This window comes from Anabaena subtropica FACHB-260 (assembly GCF_014697105.1).
GTDB classification, from domain to species: domain Bacteria; phylum Cyanobacteriota; class Cyanobacteriia; order Cyanobacteriales; family Nostocaceae; genus Trichormus; species Trichormus subtropicus.
Genome location: NZ_JACJRF010000059.1, coordinates 1 through 19,294, shown reverse-complemented (window position 1 = coordinate 19,294; position 19,294 = coordinate 1). Strand labels below are relative to the sequence as shown.

Below are 19,294 nucleotides of genomic sequence, written 5' to 3'. Positions count from 1 at the left end.
CATAGAGGTTAATCAAGTTATTATTCTTTTGTTGGTTTTATGTTGGTTTTATTAAAAACCTATACTTGTAATACTCCCCACCCTCCCCCAAGAATTTCTTTCATTTGCAAATTATTGGGAACTGTCTCCTGGTAACTAACCGTCATAGGCGGGAAGAGAAGGAAGCGTTAGGAGTAATGTGTCATGAGTTTCTAATTTCAGCCTCTCCCGAACAGTAAATCTTGCTCCCGTATGCTTACCCTTTTCATTCTGGTGTAACGTGGTTAACAATGGGTTGAACATATTTTAAGGGATTCAACCTTATGCCTAGAACTCCAAACGAATACGCCGTACACCTGATGTTGGAAAGTGGTCATCGAGAAGAGGTACGGTTTCCCACAATTCAGGAATTCCAAAAATGGTATAGTGGCGAACTTGTACCCAAATCCGGTTCTAGTGACTTTATTAGCGTACCGATCAAGAATATTCAGGGGGAGTATATGGTTGTGCGCCCATCCCGGATTGTCGCCATCCGGGTAGAACCTGTTTTTAGTTCTAGTGTTGAAAGATTCAACTAAATGATGAGAAAAACCCTTGCTTTGGTTTCCTTGAGTCTGGGAATTGCTGTTGTAAATCCGATCGCAGTAGCTCAGGTGATTAATGTCCCGTCACCACTCCCCAGCAATCCTGCAACACCATCCCCTGCAACTCAGCCACCCCTGAGATTAGTTGAGATTGGCAACAATTGTGTCACTCAAAATCCTTGTTTGGGTTTGGATGAGCAAATTTTTGGTGTGGGTAGACCAAGCGATCGCCAAGCGCTATTAAGATCAATTGATAACAGTCTGCGTTACTTAACAACAAATACCGCTAACCGACTCTATCAAAATTATCCAGTTAGAGGAATCACTTTGGATCGGGTACGGCGGAGTTTGTTACGTTTCCGTCAACTAGTTGTCAATTCTAAAACTCCAGCCCAACTGCAATCTGCTGTGCGACGAGAGTTTGCTTTTTACCAGTCTGTAGGTAATGACGGCAAGGGTACTGTGAAGTTTACCTCTTATTACGAGCCAGTTTATAGTGCTAGCCGTGTGAGAACTTCTGTATACAAGTATCCTCTATATCGATTACCGTCTAATTTCAGCCAATGGTCTAAACCACATCCAACACGGCTACAACTGGAAGGAAAAGACGGTTTACAAGGGCATAAAAGCCCTTTACGCGGTTCAGAATTGCTATGGTTCCGCGATCGCCTAGATGCGTACATGGTACACATCCAAGGTTCTGCTCAAATTCAGTTAACTGATGGAAAGCGAACTGCTATTGGCTATGCAGGCGGAACTGATTATCCCTGGACTAGTATTGGGCGAGAACTGGCAAAAGATGGCAAACTACCTTTAGCTGGTATGACTATGCCCAAAATGATCAGCTTCTTCCGCCAAGAACCCCACGAATTAAATAACTATCTTCCACGTTGGGAACGGTTCGTCTTCTTCCAAGAAACTGGTAGTAGACCAGCTACTGGTAGTATTAATGTACCAGTAACAGCAGAACGTTCCATTGCCACAGACAAGTCTTTAATGCCTCCAGGCGCACTAGCACTAGTTCATACTTCCATTCCTTTTCCAGCTGCTGGTGGCAGAATGGAATATCGCACTGTCAGCCGCTATGTATTGGATCAAGATACCGGTAGTGCCATTACAGGCCCAGGAAGAGTAGATTATTTCATGGGAACTGGTAAAGTAGCAGGCGATCGCGCAGGTGTTACAGGCGGTAATGGTTCACTATATTATTTGCTGCTGAGGAGATGAGGGAGTAGGGAGAGATGAGGGAGTCAGGGGAGAAATTCTTACTCTTCACTCAGCACTCATCACTCCCCACTTCTGACTTAGCACACATCACCTTTTTACATTTCCACATTCAAATAAATGTAAACCCAGCTCCTGGGAAAGTTCTTCACACACTTTCACTCCCCGCACACTGTTACCTCGAATATCTAAAGGTGGGGAAAACACAGCAATCCCCATTTGATGGGGTACAACTGCCATAATTCCCCCACAAACACCGCTTTTTGCCGGAATACCGACTTTATACGCCCATTCCCCAGCAAAGTTGTACATCCCACAGGTGTACATGACGCTGAGTATATCTTTTATATATCTACTATCTACAGCTTGTTCCCCTGTGATTGGGTTCACACCCCGGTTAGCTAAAGTAGCCGCCATTACGGCCAAGTCATGACAATTAACCATCACAGCACACTGCTGAAAATATAAGTCTAAAGCTTCTTCTATATTTTTATCTATCATCCCAAAGTTGAGCATGAGATGTGCCATTGCCCGGTTACGGTGTCCTGTGCTGCGTTCGGAAGTAAATACAGAAATATCAACGAACACATCATGGCCGATATATCGCCGAAACATCTCCAGCACCCGATTCAGGCGTTCCGTTGCTCCAGTCCCTTTGATTAAACTAGTGGTGGCGATCGCACCAGCATTTACCATTGGGTTATAAGGACGCTTCGATAGCTCATCCAAGATAATCGAGTTGAATGCTTCCCCGGTCGGTTCTACACCAACCCTAGTTAAGACATAATCCCGTCCATGATCTTCTAAAGCCAGTCCATAGGCGAAAACTTTAGAAATCGACTGAATAGTAAATAGTTGTTGATAATCTCCTACCTGATAAACCTGACCGTCTACCGTAACGATGGAAATACTAAACAGGTCTGGGTTGGCTTTGGCCAATTCTGGTATGTAGTTCGCTACTATTCCCTCTTTCAGTGACTTGTATTTAGAGTGCAAGTCCTTGATCACATTTAATAAGGGAGAAGGAAGTATTTCTAAATCTCCTGGATTTGCTTTATGTGCCATGAGCTAATAGCTTGCTCTCAAAAATTGCGTTTTATTAAGTAATTTGGGCTTTTTAGGCTAAAAGTTATTTTTTATACATTGCTTGAACCATCTACTCAAGCTAATGCCCTATTTTATAGTGTCTCACTATCTAATTCAGTTTTTCCTAAAAAATAAATTAGCTACAAAAGTAGGCAGTTTTTTTTACTTAGCTTTACTGTCGTTAATTGTCACTAGCATCACGTTTTTTTACTAATCTGAGAGTAGTATTACATATTTATGTATCATAAAGAATAAATGAGGATAAATACTTATTAATATCTGTCCCTCAAAAATTTTTCTCTGTAAGCATTGACATATATTAGGTATAAGCTAATATAAAGAAAATATAAACTAAATTGAATTCAGTAATTCTAACATTAGTTTTTTGTATTATAATTGATTACTATAATAAACATCAGAAAAAATTATAGGTAATAAAAAATACAAGCCTTGCTGGCGAAAATGCGGCTATTTTTAGGGGCTTGATAGGTAATTTTCTATCAGGAAATTGTTAAGTTTTGTTAAGAAAACCTTGGTAGATTGGAAAAAACGCTACATAGGCAAAATCCGCATTTGAACAAGGTTTCACCCTTGTGATCAGAAATCAAATTGGTTAAAAACGCCAATCCCTACGATAAAACCCTGATCCCCAAGGCTAGAAGTTCGTGTTAGTCTGATGCAGTTATCAACAAGAAAAGTGAAAGCGGAACGAGTTTGCATTTTTAGGAGTTGCCACTAAAAGTGAAGCAAATTCTTATGAGTTAACAAAACTGCTGTTCTACAGTCGCTTTAAAATCGGACGCATGAATCAAAGACATTTGTGGACTATTGTCGCCCTCTCTGTAACTGTTTTGGGTACACCCGCAGTCGGTCGGACTCAAACTACTAAAACCACAGCACCAGCTGATCAAATTCTAGCTAGTGATGTAGTCAAAGTAGGAGAGTTTCAATCTTCAGAAGGGAAAACAACCTCGGATGCTGTGATTACGAGCATTCATCCTCACAACATCGGAGGTCGTAAGGCGGCAACCCTATTTATTCGGAAAATTCCAGTTCTGACATTTGTGAGTTCTAGCCCAGTTGCCAGTGTGGAGACAAAAATAGGTGCAATTGGAGATGCCGAGGGTGTGCGATCTTACGCCCTTAATACTGAGAACTCAGTGAAGGTGGCAAGTGTTGGGAATTTAGCAGATGCCAGAATCAAGAATCGTTCGTCGAATGATGATCCAGTTAAAAAAGCTAGTTTAGTAGCAGCACGAATCAACCAACTAATCAGGGATAATGTAAAAGCCGATACAATTACCGTCAGTTGGAAGGGAGAAGACCCATCATTAGTTGCGGCTCAATCTCAAAACAAAAATTCCTCCAGCCAACAAAAGTCAGACCGCTACACCATCAAAGTCAATAATCGAGAGTTGGTGGAAATTAATCAGAACACACGACTAGCAGACTCCACCAATAATCTTGCTAATGATGCGTTGCAAGCTACTAACCGTCTGCGGAGACTTATAGGGAATGCTTCGCCTCTCAAAAAAATTGCTAATTTACCAGCACCCTCACCAAAGTCATCGCCAAATCCAATAGCAAGCATACCGCAACGAATTGCCAGCAATATCAGACTCAGTTTCCAAGGGATAGCTTCCTTTTACGGACGTGGGTTTGCTGGTAGACCTACAGCGACCGGTGAAAGATTTAATCCAGAAGCTATGACTGCGGCCCACCGTAGCTTACCCTTCGGCACAAAAGTTCGTGTCACTAATGTCCGTAATGGTCGTTCTGTTGTGGTACGAATAAATGATCGCGGGCCATTTATCAGGGGTCGAGTTATTGATTTATCCACAGGTGCAGCGCGTACCCTGGGAATGATCGGCAGTGGACTGGCACCAGTAAGAATCGAAGTCTTGGGAAGATAAGGGTTAAGTATTAAGTTTTGGATTGAAACATAATCCAAAATCTAAAATTGCCAATTCCTCTAGTTCACTCATCTCTTACCCCTATTTCAGATATAAACTAACGGGGAAGAGGTTCAATGAAGAACTAGGGGATTTTTTGTGCGCCTGTTGACAACAGTTGCAGCTTTACGCTGCTTTTTAAATAAACGTCGCTGGGAGAGTCATCTGACCATATCAGAAGAACAGATATTGGATGGTATGACTAGTTGGTATCAGACGGCAGTTGGTTTAGTGCCGACAATGGGTAGTTTACATCAAGGCCATTTGAGCTTAATTGAACGGGCGCGGCACGAAAATTCTACTGTGATTGTGAGTATATTTATCAATCCTCTGCAATTTGGACCTAATGAGGATTATGGAAGGTATCCCCGCAGTTTAGAACAAGACAGACAATTGTGCGAACAAGCTGGAGTTGATGCGATTTTTGCACCTTCTCCGGAAGAAATGGGAATACCGCAGAAAAATATACAAGAATCTCAGGTTACACAAGTAATCCCTCCATCTGCTATGATATCAGGCTTGTGTGGTCGTTCTCGGTTAGGTCACTTTCAGGGTGTGGCGACGATCGTTACCAAGCTTTTGAACTTGGTACAACCTGATCGAGCTTATTTCGGTCAAAAAGATGGTCAGCAGTTGGCTGTGATTAAACGGCTGGTGACTGATCTAAATATACCTGTGGAAATTGTTGCTTGTCCAACTTTGCGAGAAGCATCGGGTTTAGCCTGTAGCTCTCGTAATCAGTACTTAACTGCCCAAGAAAAACAGCAAGCAGCAGTATTGTATCGCAGCTTGCAGCAAGCTGAGACTGCATTTAAGGCAGGTGTTCGCTATAGCAGTAGGTTGCGAGAGGTGGTACAGCAGGAAGTAGCTAAGGTTAGTAGTGTTTTAGTGGAATATATTGAATTGGTTGAACCGACTACGTTAATGCCATTAGATAAAATTCAGGAGGAAGGAATGCTGGCGATCGCTGCTCGTCTTGGTTCTACACGTTTGATTGACAATACCATCTTGCGCGATCGCCAACCTATCATCGCTATTGATGGGCCAGCAGGTGCGGGAAAATCCACCGTGGCTCGTCAAGTGGCAACTAAGCTAGGTCTAGTGTATTTAGATACAGGAGCTATGTATCGTGCTGTCACTTGGTTAGTGCTACAACAGAGTATTGCCATTGATGATGAGTGTGCGATCGCTGAATTAGCTAACCAGTGTAAAATAGAACTGACTCCCAGCCAAGATTTACAATCTCCAGTTCGTGTGTGGATTGATGATACAGATGTGACTCAGGCTATTCGCACCATTGAAGTTACATCTCAAGTATCAGCGATCGCGGCTCAAGGTGCTGTACGTCAGGCTCTTGTTAAACAACAGCAAAGTTGGGGTAAACGCGGTGGACTGGTAGCAGAAGGTAGAGATATTGGTACTCATGTATTTCCTGACGCTGAAGTGAAAATCTTTTTAACCGCCTCAGTGGGTGAACGCGCTCGCCGTCGCCAACAAGACTTTAAAAAACAAGGTCAACCAGAGGTGAATCTAGAACAGCTAGAAAAAGACATCGCCGAACGTGATTGGAAAGATAGCACTCGTAAAGTTTCCCCTCTCAAGAAAGCAGCAGATGCAATTGAACTGCAAACAGATGGACTAAGCGTATCAGATGTTGCCTCACAAATTGTTGACTACTATCAGCAACGATTGTCTCAATGGTAATAACCGCAAACTTTTGTTAGTTCTAGATTTCAAAGATATTAGGGGGTGAGTGATGTAAAACTTACTCCTTATTTTTTACGGTGTTGCTCTTTGTCAGCCGTCAGATGTGCATGAAGACTATTGACAAAATATCCACCCACAAGGCGGTGGGTGTTTTTCATATCTAATCTGAAATATGCTACAAAAAGACTTCGCAATCCGCTATATTTAAAATAAATCAATTGTAGTAGTGAATATCGTAAAATCTTTCTAAAAGAACATCTCACTTTAGAGAGATTTAAAAGCACTCAAATAATATTTCTAAAGATAGAAGTACTTGACATTAAGACATGGATAAATAATTTGTAAAAAGAAAATTACTGGATTCCATGATAAATGATAGGCAAGTGCTAGAAAAGCTTAAAACTCAGACAAACTTATTTAAACATCTGAGAGATTTAGAGTTTTGATTTCACTAATTAAATATTTCTAGCTTACAACAATATCATCTTCAATTGCTCACTGCTAATGAGATACTTAGGAAAATAAATATTTGTTAGTCCATCTATATAAGTGACAAACACGAGAGTTAAAAAATCCTATGTTATTCATCAATAATCTTCATCCATAGAGATTTTTATTAACGTTTATATCAAAAGTATTAGTTGTTTTTATTTATAGACATTGACTAACCATATTTTGACTTATTAAAAAACTACTTTGTCTGAATCTTCACTTTGGTAGTAGAATGACGATGTTAAGTTTTATATCCCAGCATTAAGGATATAAAACTACTAAGCACAAAACCTGCAATTTCCCAGGCTGCTGCAATAGCTTTTAAATGGAAACTGGTAAAGAGAGGACTTCACAAAATGGCATTTGTACAGGAACCACTACCCTACGACTTTAATGCTCTAGAGCAGTATGGCATGAAAGGCGAGACCTTTGAGTATCACTATGGCAAACATCACAAAGCCTACGTAGATAACCTGAACAAGCTCACCGACGGTACAGAACTAGCTGATAAATCCTTAGAGCAAGTAATCCAAACTTCCTTTAAAGATTCCTCCAAAGCAGGAATCTTTAACAACGCTGCTCAAGTATGGAACCACACCTTCTTCTGGAATTCTTTAAAACCAGCAGGTGGTGGCGCACCTACAGGTGAACTCGCAGCCAAGATTGACAAGGACTTTGGTAGCTTCGACAAATTCAAAGAAGAATTTTCTAACGCGGCTGCAACTCAGTTCGGTAGCGGATGGGCTTGGTTAATTGATGATGGCGGTACACTCAAAGTCATTAAAACTCCCAACGCCGAGAATCCTCTTGCTTATGGACAAAAAGCGCTCTTAACCCTTGATGTTTGGGAACACGCCTATTACATCGACTTCAAAAATGCTCGTCCAGCATTTATCAAGAACTATTTAGATCAATTGGTTAATTGGGACTTTGCTGCTGCAAATTATGCCAAAGCTTAATTGTTTAGTCAGATAATGGCTTTTGCTAAATCTTTCAAACAAAAATAATCGATTGATTTCCCAGTGGAACAAGCAGTCACGACTAAATCGTGGCTGTTTTGCTCTCTAGTAAATAGTCAATAGTCAGAGACGTGTCATGGCATTTCTGTACTTTCGTCCTTTATCCTAAAAAGTAGTTAAGCAATCATCATAAGGATATGGATAGCAAAGAATTAGCACAATACATGGAATCAACCAATAGCATTGCCAAACCGTGGCTATTGGTGCAACTACGCTTGAAAAAACTACAAGAACACCGAGATATTATTCCAGAAGATATCTATGCGAAGGAGTTAGCAGATATTCATGAAGATTTGATGAACTTGGGCGAATGGTGGCGTGGTATTGAAGGTGAGGTTTTTTGATTAGTCAAGCCTCTAGGGACATAAAAATGTCCTGATTGTGAGGTTTTAAAGCATTAAAAAGAGTATTTTAATTTTTTTCACCTTGTAGTAGCACTATGTCATAGCAAAATTTACAAGTTAATGTGTTTGTAGTCAGTATTTTAGTGCTTAAATATTTGAGGATTAAAGTACTGATTACAAATCTAGTAACTTTTTTGTCACGATATACTAACACTATTTCACCAATCACAATATATTTTAGTTTCCGCTTCATTCAAATGATTATTATGATTAGGTGACTTTTGATACAAGCTTAAAATCATAATTATGGGTTCACAGGATGCGATCGCTCTCTAAAAGCTATTTAACGATTATTTACCTGAATATTTACCTAAGTACATAAATTTAATATAAAGCAATATTTGTGACGGCTACTTATGAAGGCAATTGGAAATACTCATGACCATAATCATTGAGATTTGCTAACGTAGTCTTAACATATTGAAAAATTTCTACTGATTTAGTGGAGAAAATAGCTGTCAACACTAATCAAAAGCGCTAAAAGCTGTTCTTTTATGAGTGTGGTGTGCTGGTCTGTGAAAAATCGAGTATTTTTATTCAGAGGGGGTTATGGTAGTACATTTTGCTCGGACATCTGCTTCCAGCGAACTATTAAAGCAAGTATTTCAGACAATTGATGCTCAAAGTTGTCCGAAGTTATTTAACTTTCATATGCACACAGTTTATTCGGATGGCAGATTACAGCCAAGTGTATTGATGGAGCAGGCGATCGCCATCGGACTACAAGGCTTGGCAATCACTGATCATCATACTGTAGGCGGGTATGAAGCAGCACAAGCTTGGTTAGAGGATTGGCAATGGAATAATCCTGGTGCAACAACTCCTCACCTGTGGAGTGGCGTAGAAATTAATGCCAACTTGTTGAATGTAGAAGTTCACATTTTGGCCTATGGTTTCCAGCCAGAACATTCTATTTTGAAGCCCTATCTGCAAAGAAAGGTGACTACAGATAAAGAATATCAAGCAGGTAACGTAATTGATGCTATTCATGCAGCTGGTGGAATAGCTGTACTGGCGCATCCAGCACGTTACAGGCGATCGCACTTTGACTTAATTCCGGCGGCCGTGGAATACGGTATTGATGGTGTAGAAACATACTACGCCTACAACAACCCCAACCCTTGGAAGCCAAGCGTGATTGAATCAGAGCAGATCCAAAATCTAGCCCAAGAGTATGGACTTTTCAATACCTGTGGTACTGACACTCACGGTTTAAGCCTACTCCAACGATTATAAAGATGCTTTTCCCTTTTATAAAACTCCTGGTTTAACCAACCAGGGGATATTATTTATGAGGGAGAAGAGAACTAATGACTGTTGGCTAATGACTAAAGTAAATTTGTTGTTAAAAAACAAAACAGGGATTGCAACATAGATTGATTCTGCCTTAATCTGGAAAAACAATTAGCCAGTTTCCATAACTGACTTCACACCGTCGGCGCTATGCCGATAAACTTCCTTAACAAAACACTCTGTAGCCTAAAACGATGAAAGCATCTGCCAAGTTCGACTTTGAGGACGAGAAATTTAATGCACCCCCTTCTCAAGTCATTCCCTGGTGTCAGATGATTAATCCTCGATATGGCACAGATGGTATCCAACATCATGGTTTAGCAGTTAAGTTAGATAATGCTCAAGCTGTTGGTTTTCAGCCTGATGAAAATTGGCAACAGGTAGAACATGAATTTAGCTCTGGGATAGAAACAGTTTTTATTACTGCTACTCCTCGCATAGTGATAGTGCGGCGGGGGCCTTTGTCTGTGAAAGACAGGGAAACTGGCATCAAATTAGGGACGCTCAAAGAGAATTATGATGCTTTTTTGGCAGATAAACTGAAATTTAAAACTTTTACGCGGTATTTAATTTTTCTAGTCGATCAAAATAAAAAGTTTTTACATAACTCGCCACTACAATTAACCCTAAATGGTGCAGCCGGAGCGAGTTTTAGCAAAACCTATTGTGAATTTCAACAAGGTAAAGTAGTTAGTGGATTTGTTGCGGAAATTGAAAGAGCTTATGCTTTATACCGCAAGCAGCCAATAACGCCGAAAGGCCCATTGTTCCATGCTCACGGCATTTTTTGCCCAATTATTGAGTGTGAAGAAAGAGGAATTGAACCAAATACAGTTTTAGTGGCTTCGACTGTAGATTATGAACATCCCTCGTTGGGGAATTTGACAAATTACCTGATAGCTTCCGATGCACCAGAGTCTGCAATTATTTGTAAGACTTTTGAAGATTACAAAGATTTTGGCAAGGAACCTGTAAGAACAGAAACACCGAAAATGGCAATGGCTGGGGTTTCTAGTTCTTACGTTTATCCTGATGAGGATGATTTTGGTTATCCGCCATATTAGGGATTTACCAAAAATTGTTATTCTTCTCTCATTTGCAAACCTGCTTTCACTAGATCAAAATTTTCAGGAAAATGAGTGTTGCGATCGCCATCAGCTTTTTCTAACTTTGCGCCTTCGAGGTTAGCTTGGCGCAAGTTGGCAGACATTAATAATGCGCCTCGCAGATCCGCGTCTTGCAAATCAGCTTGACTTAAATCGGCATAGCTTAAATCAGTTCCTCTGAGATTGGCTCCTCTCAGGTTAGCTGTACTTAAATCAGCATAGCTGAGGTCAGAGCCTTTGAGGTTCACATCTTGTAAATTAGCATTACCCAATTCGGCGCGGCTAAAATCACGCCTTCCAGCAGTGTACATCTCAATGAGAGTGTCTACTGTACTAATTGGCTGTTGGTAATTGACTTCAGACATAAAACAGCCTCACGGATTTTCTTGTCGGTGGTTTTATTAAATCTCATAAGTTCATCATATAGTAATCCGATTTGATTCCTGAACTTACTCGTAGATGTGTACTATGGCGAGGTTCTTGTACCTCATGTAGTTTGTCAATACTATGACTTATTTTGCTTTCAGCTATTTCTCATGTAAATAGCATATTCTGATAAGAGGTAATGATAACAAAAGAAATATCAGGAATATTTTACTTTTTGGCTGTTTTAATCAACATTACCCTTAACTGCTAGAAATTAACGCTAAAAATTAAGTTAATCCCATGATTCCCAAGCATCAGCCTCGATTAAATAGCAAACATAAACTATTATTGATAGGTTTGATAATTGCTGTCCTGATAATTGTGGCTCAACAATTCAATATTCAGGCACTTTTTCAATCGTTAATTTTATGGGTTCAAAGTCTTGGTGTTTTAGGGCCTGTCGCTTACATGATTGTTTACAACCTGGCAACTTTGCTGTTTATTCCAGGTTCCCTATTAACCTTGAAAGGTGGTTGTTTATTTGGGGTATTTTGGGGTTCAGCTTATGTATTAATAGCGGCAACTGTTGGTGCAACCTTAGCTTTTCTAATTGGACGCTATCTCTCACGGGATTGGGTTGGGCAGCAGATGGAAAAACATCCAAAATTTAAAGCTATTGATCAAGCTGTGGCGAAAGAAGGATGGAAAATTGTTCTGTTGACTCGGCTTTCTCCTGTCTTTCCTTTTAACTTATTAAATTATGCTTTTGGAGTCACGCAGATATCTTTGAAAGACTATATTTTAGGTTCATTGGGAATTGTGCCGGGGACTGTCATGTATGTTTATATTGGTTCTTTAGCTGGTGATTTGGCGTTGATTAATACAACTGATCAAGCCGTCACACCAGAAACTCAAATGTGGCAATGGATGTTGCAAGGGTTGGGATTGATAGCAACAGTGAGTGTGACTGTGCATATCACCAAAATTGCTCAAAAAGCTTTAGCTCAAAGTGTAGAAAGTAGGAGGTGATGATGAAAAATCAACTAATGAGAAATCGGTTTTTTAGACTAGCTATCTTCACATCGCTAGTAGGAGGAATCGCCTTTTTCAGTAATACAGCACCAGCATTAGCCAATACCAGTTATTTGAATCCCCAAGCTGTTCTACGGGAAGCGTTGCAATGGATTGATGGATTGGGAACGGTGGGAGGGATTGCCTTTATAGCATTATATATTATTGCTACAGTTGCTTTTTTACCAGGGTCAATTCTCACCTTGGGGGCTGGTATTGTTTTTGGCATAGTTTGGGGTTCTGTTTACGTTTTTATCGGTGCAACTCTCGGTGCTACGGCTGCTTTTTTGGTGGGACGATATTTAGCCAGGGGTTGGGTTGCCAAAAAAATCGCCGACAACACTAAGTTTGCGGCTATTGACCGCGCTGTTGGCAGAGAAGGCTTAAAAATTGTATTGTTAACTAGACTATCTCCTATATTTCCTTTCAATCTTTTAAATTATGCCTTTGGGATTACAGGAGTTTCACTTAAAGACTACTTTATCGGTTCTGTAGGGATGCTCCCCGGAACTATTATGTATGTATATATTGGTTCTTTGGCTGGCAATTTGGCGATGATTGGTACAGAGTCACAACCAAGTAACCCGACAGTACAATGGGTAATTCGGATTGTGGGTTTTATCGCTACGGTGGCTGTGACAGTGTATGTTACTCGTGTTGCTCAAAAAGCATTAGAGGAAGAGATTTCATAACACAGATTTGTGTATAGTTGAAGGAGATAATCTTGTTTTTCAGCCGATACTTCCCAGAAATTCTACTCCGCACTGGGGAACACTTAGTGTTAGTGGCGATCGCTATGATGGTGGCGATCGCCATCGGTATTCCTTTAGGCATTCTCATCACTCGCCAAGCGAAACTAGCCCAACTGATTCTCGGTGTAGCTAACGCCATCCAAACTATTCCCAGTTTAGCTATCTTTGGCTTTCTCATTTCCATACCATTTCTGGGAGGAGTGAGCAAAATTCCTGCCATTGTCGCCTTGTCTCTTTATGCTTTGCTTCCCCTGATTCGCAACACTTATATCGGGATTAAGAGTGTAGATCCGGCAATTATAGAAGCAGGACGAGGCATGGGGATGAAGGAGCGACAATTGCTATTTCAGGTAGAAATTCCCTTAGCGTTAGGAGTGATTTTAGCAGGAGTTAGGGTAGCAACGGTTATTTCTGTGGGAATTGCCACTATTGCATCGGTAATTGGCGGTGGTGGGTTAGGAGTCTTTATTTTTCGAGGGATTTCTACAGTTAACAATGAGTTGCTTCTTGCTGGGGCAATACCTGCGGCGGGCATTGCCTTAGGTGCAGACTTAGGCTTGGGATGGTTAGAAAAAAATCTGCCACAGCAAATAGAAAAACATGGCAAAATTAATCGCAAAGTAGGTTTTTCTTTGGGCATATTAACCTTACTACTCGTAGGATTAATTGCCTTTACTTATTGGCAAACACCGCCAACAATTATTATTGGTTCCAAAAATTTCACCGAACAAGTTATTCTCGGAGAATTACTAGCTCAGCAAATTGAATCTCATACTAAATTAAGAGTTGATCGCCGCTTAAATTTAGGGGGGACTTTTATCTGTCATCAAGCTGTAAAAGCTGGGCAAATCGCTGGCTATATAGAATATACTGGAACTTCTTTTACATCTATATTGGAACAGAAACCTATTAGTAACCCGAAAATTGTTTATGAGCAAGTTAAACAAGATTACGACAAAAAATTTCAATTAGAAGTCATGCGGCCTTTGGGATTTAACAATACATACGCTATGATTATCCGGGGTGAAGATGCTAAAAGGTTGCAAATCAAAACTCTTTCTGAAGCAGCTAAATACACGCCTCAATGGCGAGCCGGATTTGGTTATGAATTTATTGCCAGAGAAGATGGATATCCAGGATTAGCTAAGACTTACGGCTTAAAGTTTGCTAATCCTCCCCAACAAATGGAGTTAGGATTAATGTATAAATCTTTAGCGGAAAAGAAAGTAGATTTAATCGCTGCAAATTCTACGGATGGGTTAATTGCTGTTTTGGATTTAGTTATATTAGAAGATGATAAGCAATATTTTCCTCCCTACGAAGCTATTCCTGTGTTTCATCAAGCCACTTTACAAAAATATCCAGAATTAAAAACAGCTATCAGTCAATTAGCTGGGGTAATTTCCACAGAAGAAATACAAAAAATGAATTATCAAGTAGATAATCAATCTCGCCCTGTGGAACAAGTTGTGTATGAGTTCATCAAGTCTAAACCTGAACTATCACCAAAATTATAATAGTCCTTTTATCTGCTCAAATAACCAATCAGGAATAGCGTGTTCTTGCTCATAAACATAATTATATTTTTGCTCTATTTTTTGCCAATCAATTGTAGTATCTGATAAAATCTCTTGAGCAAACATATCCAAGGATTGACCCGATAAACCTTTCTCAAAACACCTCTTCATCATTAAACGGCTTTCATCGATTTCGCCAATACATTCAAAGGGGGTGTGCTGAGACAAACCTAACATTTCCCGAAAAATGGGAAATAAATCTTCATCATCAAACAAATTTGTTTCAAAAACTGCATCGACAATATCCGGTGGGAAAAAAGCCATTAAACCCACCCAAACATAAGCACATTTAGGGCATTTTTTACACCAAGGCTTTTTAATATTACAAGAATGAATTTTAGGTAAGACTTCAGGATATTTACTAAAGTTTCGAAAGATACGAAAATCGTAGATTGGTTGTAAGATACTAAAATATTTGAAATTAGATAGAAGATTTTTCCGAATGAAGTTGTCTAGAATTTGTTCGGCGACAAAACCTTTACCCCATTGATGGTTTATTTCTCTATCTAATTCTTGCCAAAATAAATTTCCAGTATTGGCACTTTTTTCATGCGCCAAAGATAAGTAACTGTAGCCTCCATCTAGCATGAGAAATAAGGATTCAAAGATAGAAACTGGTGTTTCTGGTACAGTAATTCCGGAATTTTCTGGGAAATATAGTTTGAGAAAGGAATAGTCAATAAAATCATCGTAGATAGATATTTTATGGCTTTTGACTGGATTAACGTGTGCCAAGACTCCAGCAATTAAGTTATGCTGCACATCTGGTTTACCATAAACACTATGAGAATATTGCATTGAAGCAAAAGGAATGCCTGATTCTTCCAACATCTTCATAGCTAAGATACTGTCTTTACCACCTCCACAACCAGCGAGGATGGTAGAAGTATTTTCTAATATAGCAACAGGATGACTTTCCCCTAAACTAGCTTGTGGATAAATAATTTCTGGTTGCTGATAATCTTTAACATTGTTTTCATACCAATGTTGACCAAATACTCCTTGGTATATTTGGATAAATAAATCTAAGACAGGCTTTTCTAAATTTTTAGCAATTTTGGCAATATCATAGTATTTCGGAAATAATGAACATAATTTCATGCCTTCAAAGAGGGCAATATGAGCAGCAATGCGCTCAATAACTGATTGATTATACTTTTCTATAAGTGTCGAAAAAGATAAATCATGATAGAAAATTTTTGTGGAAAATTTAAATCTATCGGCACTATAAATAATATCTAGATGATGTTCATGAATTGTTAAATCATCTATTTTAATAACTTCTATTTTCATATTTTTCTGATAATAATTATTAAAAATATGACAACAGATTCAAATATTTAAATTTTGAATCTGTTACTTATATATCTAGGAAATTTGAATGGAAATTACCACCCCATTGTGCCTGGGCTACCTTTAAATGGCCCGACAATATCGGCTGTAATCCATCCCCCATAAAAATCACCTGGCTGGGGTGTTACTAGCTCATCATTGACATAGCAAGCATCCATTAAATTGGCAACAAAACCATAATATTCTTGAATCGATATAAAATCAGGAGTGGGGTCAAAATATCGCCAAACACCGTAATTTACATACTTATCACCGACGCTGACATCATAATATTCATATCGACCTTTCCATTCACACAAGCCTTTTCTTGGTGTTTCGATCAGATGTTCTAGTTTAATGTCTTCTGACGGAAAGTAATAAGTGGGGGGATGGCTAGTTTCTAAGACTCTTTTACCTCTGTTGGTTTCTGCTAAAACAATGCCATTAAAAATAACTCGCAGTGATTTGTTGGTGTCTTGTAAAATAGCTGGACGAGGATAATCCCAAACTGATTCTTGACCGGGTTGTGGGGGAATAGGATTTGGTTTCATGGTGAATAATTGGTTTCATTTAAAGTCTAATTTAACGTAAGTTTCCAACGGAGGCGCACCTATGGGAAGAGCGAAAGAAACTATTTTGGTTATGTAAGTTAGATTTAACTCATCTCGGAAAATCCTACCATCTCAAAGCCTCATACTTGCCGATTCATGCCTAAAATGAGATATTTTCCTGGTCTGCTTTAGTTTTTTATGTGTTTTTGGTGTTTTTTAACGGCTAGAGTATAAGAAACGTAATAATTAGAGATGGAAAGTACTTGGGCATATCTAAGGGAACACCAAAAAATAAATTATTCCAAATTGACGGTTAGTAGGGTGCGTCAGTATGAATATTTTCTTGGTACAGCTAGGTGTTTTGGCACTGACACACCCTACATTTTGGGTATTTTTTTATCTGGAAGTCCCCTATGTTTGCATTTGTCTGATTTTAAGAATAAATGAAGGAGGGCTGTATCGGATGAATCGCATTCTGATTGCTGAAGATGAACCGCGCATAGCGGCTTTTATTGAGAAAGGATTACGTTCTCATGGGTTTATCACTGCTGTAGCAAGTGATGCTGACGCTGCTACTGATATGGCATTGAGTAGCTGTTTTGACTTAATGATTTTAGATTTAGGACTTCCTGGTAAAGATGGTTTGGATGTATTGGAAGAGCTGCGGGGACAAGGGGAGAATTTACCAGTAATTATTTTAACTGCCCGCGATGATATTCAAGATAAAGTTGCAGGGTTTGAAGCGGGTGCAGATGACTATGTAACTAAGCCTTTCCGATTTGAAGAATTATTAGTGCGGGTGAAAGCGAGGTTACGTCAAAGTGGTAGCCAAACGATAGAAGAGATGGTACTCAAGGTTGGGAATGTCGTTTTAGACTTGCGATCGCGTAAAGTAAAAGTAGGTCAAAACACCGTAGAACTACCAGCACGGGAATTTACTCTGGCAGAAACTTTCTTTCGTCATCCTGGACAAGTTTTGAGTCGTGAGCAATTGTTAGACAGAGTATGGGGTTATGATTATGACCCAGGCTCGAATATTGTTGATGTTTATGTTGGTTATTTGCGAAAAAAATTAGGCTGTGACTTAATTGAAACTGTCCGAGGTATGGGTTATCGTCTGCGAACTTGAGTAATGATCAATGTCGAAAAATCAAAGCCATCAAAAATCAGTAGAGAAAACTGATTACAAAGGTAACAAAGGCGTTTTTTGGGCTACACGTACCCGTATTCTTTTCTGGTATGCCGTAATTTTAGGCTTCATTTTTATAGTTTTTGTCCCGGCATTTCGTCAAGTTTTATATGCACGGATTAATAGTCGTGTGAATCAGCAAATAACTGAAAAAATGATGATCTTCGACCAATTGATTAGCGGAAAAACTCAATTTCCTGAAGATATAGAATTTGATGAAGAACCTGATGCTATTGAGCAATTAAGAGAAGCTGATAATCGCCTGATTAAAACACCAAAAACCAGAGAAGAATTAAGAGAATTTTTAGATGCTTTTTTGGGAAATCAGCTTCCAGAAGATGACACTTTCCTAATTATGTTATGGAAAGGTAAATTTTATAAATCAAGTCCTAGAGCCAGACCCAAAGAACTAAGTAGAGATTCAAAAATAATTCAATATTGGGCAGGATTAACCCAACCAGAGCAAGGAGAAAGAGTAATTCCTGGTAGTAGTGTTGATACGATAGTCTATCTGGCTAAACCGGTAAAAATTAAAGGTGAAGTGATGGGAGTGTTTGTCATCGCTCACGCTACGGCTGGCGAACGCGGAGAAGTTTTAGAAGCTATAGCAGTAATTATTCAAGTGAGTGTAGTTGTCCTGTTTTTAGCTTTAATTTTAGCTTGGTTTGCATCGGGAAAGATTCTTGCACCACTACGATTGCTCACCCAAACTGCTCGTCAAATTAGCGAAACAGATTTAAATCAACGTATCAGTATCGATGGTAAGGGGGAACTTGTAGAATTAGCCGCTACTTTCAATGAAATGATGGATAGGTTGCAAGTGGCTTTCATCAGTCAGCGAAATTTTATTAACGATGCTGGACATGAATTGCGAACACCTATTACTATCATTCGTGGTCATCTGGAATTGATGGGTGATGACCCACAGGAAGTAGAAGAAACTCTAGCATTGGTAATGGATGAGCTAGAAAGGATGAATCGCTTAGTCAATGACTTAATTTTATTAGCAAAAGCGGAGCGTCCTGATTTTTTGCAGTTAGAAACAGTTGATGTTCGCAGTTTTACGGAAGAATTATTTGCCAAAATTAAAGCTTTAGGCGATCGCAGTTGGCAACTCAAAGCCATTGCTAGAGGTAAAATTGTTGCAGACCGTCAGCGCCTAACTCAGGCTATGATGAATTTGGCACAAAATGCTACTCAACATACAAATCATACTGATACAATTGCCCTTGGTTCAATGATTCACCAAGGTAAAGTTAGCTTTTGGGTGCGTGACACAGGAGAAGGTATTGCAAAAGCTGACCAAAAAAGGATTTTTCAACGTTTTGCTCGTGCTAGCAACAGTCGCCGTCGTTCTGAAGGTGCTGGGTTAGGATTATCTATTGTGGAAGCGATCGCAGAAGCCCACGGTGGAAAAGTTACTCTAGAAAGTCAACTAGGAACAGGAGCCATATTCACGATTGTCTTACCTTTGGAACCACCCCAAGAAACAAAATTAATTATGTAATGAGTAATGAGTAATGAGTAATGAGTAATGAGTAATGAGTAATGAGTAATGAGTAATGAGTAATGAGTAATGAGTAATGAGTAATGAGTAATGAGTAATGAGT

At 39.4% G+C, this 19,294-nt stretch carries 17 protein-coding genes; 13 read left to right on the top strand and 4 right to left on the bottom strand.

Features of this window, described 5'->3' with window-relative positions; all coding sequences use genetic code 11:
• The first annotated feature begins 302 nt into the window (after nt 1-302).
• Together H6G18_RS22390 and mltA are read left to right on the top strand one after the other, a co-directional pair.
• Complete coding sequence (locus H6G18_RS22390; RefSeq protein WP_190409300.1) at nt 303-557, top strand: hypothetical protein; 255 nt, start codon at nt 303-305, stop codon at nt 555-557.
• Entirely contained in the window at nt 558-1,790 is a 1,233-nt protein-coding gene (mltA, locus tag H6G18_RS22385) for a murein transglycosylase A (protein WP_190409299.1), read from the top strand.
• Between the two features lie 87 nt (nt 1,791-1,877).
• Here mltA and glsA read toward each other — a convergent pair whose 3' ends face one another.
• A complete protein-coding gene (gene glsA / locus H6G18_RS22380) occupies nt 1,878-2,852 on the bottom strand; it encodes a glutaminase A (RefSeq protein ID WP_190409298.1) in 975 nt (324 codons plus the stop codon).
• 824 nt (nt 2,853-3,676) lie between these two features.
• Here glsA and H6G18_RS22375 point away from each other — a divergent pair.
• The 6 genes from H6G18_RS22375 (at nt 3,677) to H6G18_RS22350 (ending at nt 10,804) form a co-directional block, all read left to right on the top strand.
• On the top strand, nt 3,677-4,786 hold the full coding sequence (locus H6G18_RS22375) for a septal ring lytic transglycosylase RlpA family protein (protein ID WP_190409297.1): 1,110 nt from the start codon (nt 3,677-3,679) through the stop codon (nt 4,784-4,786).
• A 138-nt stretch (nt 4,787-4,924) separates the two neighbouring features.
• A complete protein-coding gene (locus H6G18_RS22370) occupies nt 4,925-6,529 on the top strand; it encodes a bifunctional pantoate--beta-alanine ligase/(d)CMP kinase (protein WP_190409296.1) in 1,605 nt (534 codons plus the stop codon).
• An 851-nt stretch (nt 6,530-7,380) separates the two neighbouring features.
• Entirely contained in the window at nt 7,381-7,983 is a 603-nt protein-coding gene (locus H6G18_RS22365) for a superoxide dismutase [Fe] (protein WP_190409295.1), read from the top strand.
• A 197-nt stretch (nt 7,984-8,180) separates the two neighbouring features.
• Nucleotides 8,181-8,387 carry a hypothetical protein gene (locus H6G18_RS22360; RefSeq protein WP_190409294.1) on the top strand — a complete coding sequence of 69 codons (207 nt, stop codon included), beginning with the start codon at nt 8,181-8,183 and terminating at the stop codon, nt 8,385-8,387.
• Between the two features lie 609 nt (nt 8,388-8,996).
• On the top strand, nt 8,997-9,683 hold the full coding sequence (locus tag H6G18_RS22355) for a PHP domain-containing protein (protein WP_190409293.1): 687 nt from the start codon (nt 8,997-8,999) through the stop codon (nt 9,681-9,683).
• 251 nt (nt 9,684-9,934) lie between these two features.
• On the top strand, nt 9,935-10,804 hold the full coding sequence (locus H6G18_RS22350; protein ID WP_190409292.1) for a DUF5895 domain-containing protein: 870 nt from the start codon (nt 9,935-9,937) through the stop codon (nt 10,802-10,804).
• 17 nt (nt 10,805-10,821) lie between these two features.
• Here the strand turns inward: H6G18_RS22350 and H6G18_RS22345 are convergent, their stop codons facing one another.
• Nucleotides 10,822-11,211 (bottom strand): pentapeptide repeat-containing protein, encoded by a 390-nt coding sequence (locus H6G18_RS22345; RefSeq protein ID WP_190409291.1) that lies wholly within the window; start codon nt 11,209-11,211, stop codon nt 10,822-10,824.
• A gap of 301 nt (nt 11,212-11,512) precedes the next feature.
• Here H6G18_RS22345 and H6G18_RS22340 point away from each other — a divergent pair, with 301 nt between their 5' ends.
• From H6G18_RS22340 to H6G18_RS22330, 3 genes are read left to right on the top strand one after another with little or no spacing between them, the layout of a single operon-like run.
• Nucleotides 11,513-12,241, top strand: a complete 729-nt coding sequence (locus H6G18_RS22340; protein ID WP_190409290.1) for a TVP38/TMEM64 family protein — start codon at nt 11,513-11,515, stop codon at nt 12,239-12,241.
• A gap of 2 nt (nt 12,242-12,243) precedes the next feature.
• Nucleotides 12,244-12,975 (top strand): TVP38/TMEM64 family protein, encoded by a 732-nt coding sequence (locus H6G18_RS22335; protein WP_190409305.1) that lies wholly within the window; start codon nt 12,244-12,246, stop codon nt 12,973-12,975.
• 32 nt (nt 12,976-13,007) lie between these two features.
• Entirely contained in the window at nt 13,008-14,552 is a 1,545-nt protein-coding gene (locus tag H6G18_RS22330; protein ID WP_190409289.1) for a glycine betaine ABC transporter substrate-binding protein, read from the top strand.
• On the opposite strand, the gene H6G18_RS22325 is transcribed toward H6G18_RS22330, so the two are convergent.
• Together H6G18_RS22325 and H6G18_RS22320 are read right to left on the bottom strand one after the other, a co-directional pair.
• Nucleotides 14,547-15,905 (bottom strand): hypothetical protein, encoded by a 1,359-nt coding sequence (locus H6G18_RS22325; RefSeq protein WP_190409288.1) that lies wholly within the window; start codon nt 15,903-15,905, stop codon nt 14,547-14,549. The genes H6G18_RS22330 and H6G18_RS22325 overlap by 6 nt on opposite strands.
• Before the next feature lie 95 nt (nt 15,906-16,000).
• On the bottom strand, nt 16,001-16,495 hold the full coding sequence (locus H6G18_RS22320; RefSeq protein WP_190409287.1) for a DUF427 domain-containing protein: 495 nt from the start codon (nt 16,493-16,495) through the stop codon (nt 16,001-16,003).
• A gap of 463 nt (nt 16,496-16,958) precedes the next feature.
• On the opposite strand from H6G18_RS22320, the gene H6G18_RS22315 reads away from it, so the two are divergent.
• Nucleotides 16,959-17,624 carry a response regulator transcription factor gene (locus H6G18_RS22315; RefSeq protein WP_190409304.1) on the top strand — a complete coding sequence of 222 codons (666 nt, stop codon included), beginning with the start codon at nt 16,959-16,961 and terminating at the stop codon, nt 17,622-17,624.
• 10 nt (nt 17,625-17,634) lie between these two features.
• Complete coding sequence (locus H6G18_RS22310) at nt 17,635-19,191, top strand: sensor histidine kinase (RefSeq protein WP_190409286.1); 1,557 nt, start codon at nt 17,635-17,637, stop codon at nt 19,189-19,191.
• The last annotated feature ends 103 nt before the right edge of the window (nt 19,192-19,294 follow it).

What these genes read in the sequence shown, in the direction of transcription:
- H6G18_RS22390 (WP_190409300.1), top strand. Translation starts at nt 303, where the DNA reads ATGCCTAGAACTCCAAACGAATACGCCGTACACCTGATGTTGGAAAGT.
- mltA (WP_190409299.1), top strand. Translation starts at nt 558, where the DNA reads ATGATGAGAAAAACCCTTGCTTTGGTTTCCTTGAGTCTGGGAATTGCT.
- glsA (WP_190409298.1), bottom strand. Translation starts at nt 2,852, where the DNA reads ATGGCACATAAAGCAAATCCAGGAGATTTAGAAATACTTCCTTCTCCC.
- H6G18_RS22375 (WP_190409297.1), top strand. Translation starts at nt 3,677, where the DNA reads ATGAATCAAAGACATTTGTGGACTATTGTCGCCCTCTCTGTAACTGTT.
- H6G18_RS22365 (WP_190409295.1), top strand. Translation starts at nt 7,381, where the DNA reads ATGGCATTTGTACAGGAACCACTACCCTACGACTTTAATGCTCTAGAG.
- H6G18_RS22360 (WP_190409294.1), top strand. Translation starts at nt 8,181, where the DNA reads ATGGATAGCAAAGAATTAGCACAATACATGGAATCAACCAATAGCATT.
- H6G18_RS22355 (WP_190409293.1), top strand. Translation starts at nt 8,997, where the DNA reads ATGGTAGTACATTTTGCTCGGACATCTGCTTCCAGCGAACTATTAAAG.
- H6G18_RS22350 (WP_190409292.1), top strand. Translation starts at nt 9,935, where the DNA reads ATGAAAGCATCTGCCAAGTTCGACTTTGAGGACGAGAAATTTAATGCA.
- H6G18_RS22345 (WP_190409291.1), bottom strand. Translation starts at nt 11,211, where the DNA reads ATGTCTGAAGTCAATTACCAACAGCCAATTAGTACAGTAGACACTCTC.
- H6G18_RS22340 (WP_190409290.1), top strand. Translation starts at nt 11,513, where the DNA reads ATGATTCCCAAGCATCAGCCTCGATTAAATAGCAAACATAAACTATTA.
- H6G18_RS22335 (WP_190409305.1), top strand. Translation starts at nt 12,244, where the DNA reads ATGAAAAATCAACTAATGAGAAATCGGTTTTTTAGACTAGCTATCTTC.
- H6G18_RS22325 (WP_190409288.1), bottom strand. Translation starts at nt 15,905, where the DNA reads ATGAAAATAGAAGTTATTAAAATAGATGATTTAACAATTCATGAACAT.
- H6G18_RS22320 (WP_190409287.1), bottom strand. Translation starts at nt 16,495, where the DNA reads ATGAAACCAAATCCTATTCCCCCACAACCCGGTCAAGAATCAGTTTGG.
- H6G18_RS22315 (WP_190409304.1), top strand. Translation starts at nt 16,959, where the DNA reads ATGAATCGCATTCTGATTGCTGAAGATGAACCGCGCATAGCGGCTTTT.
- H6G18_RS22310 (WP_190409286.1), top strand. Translation starts at nt 17,635, where the DNA reads ATGTCGAAAAATCAAAGCCATCAAAAATCAGTAGAGAAAACTGATTAC.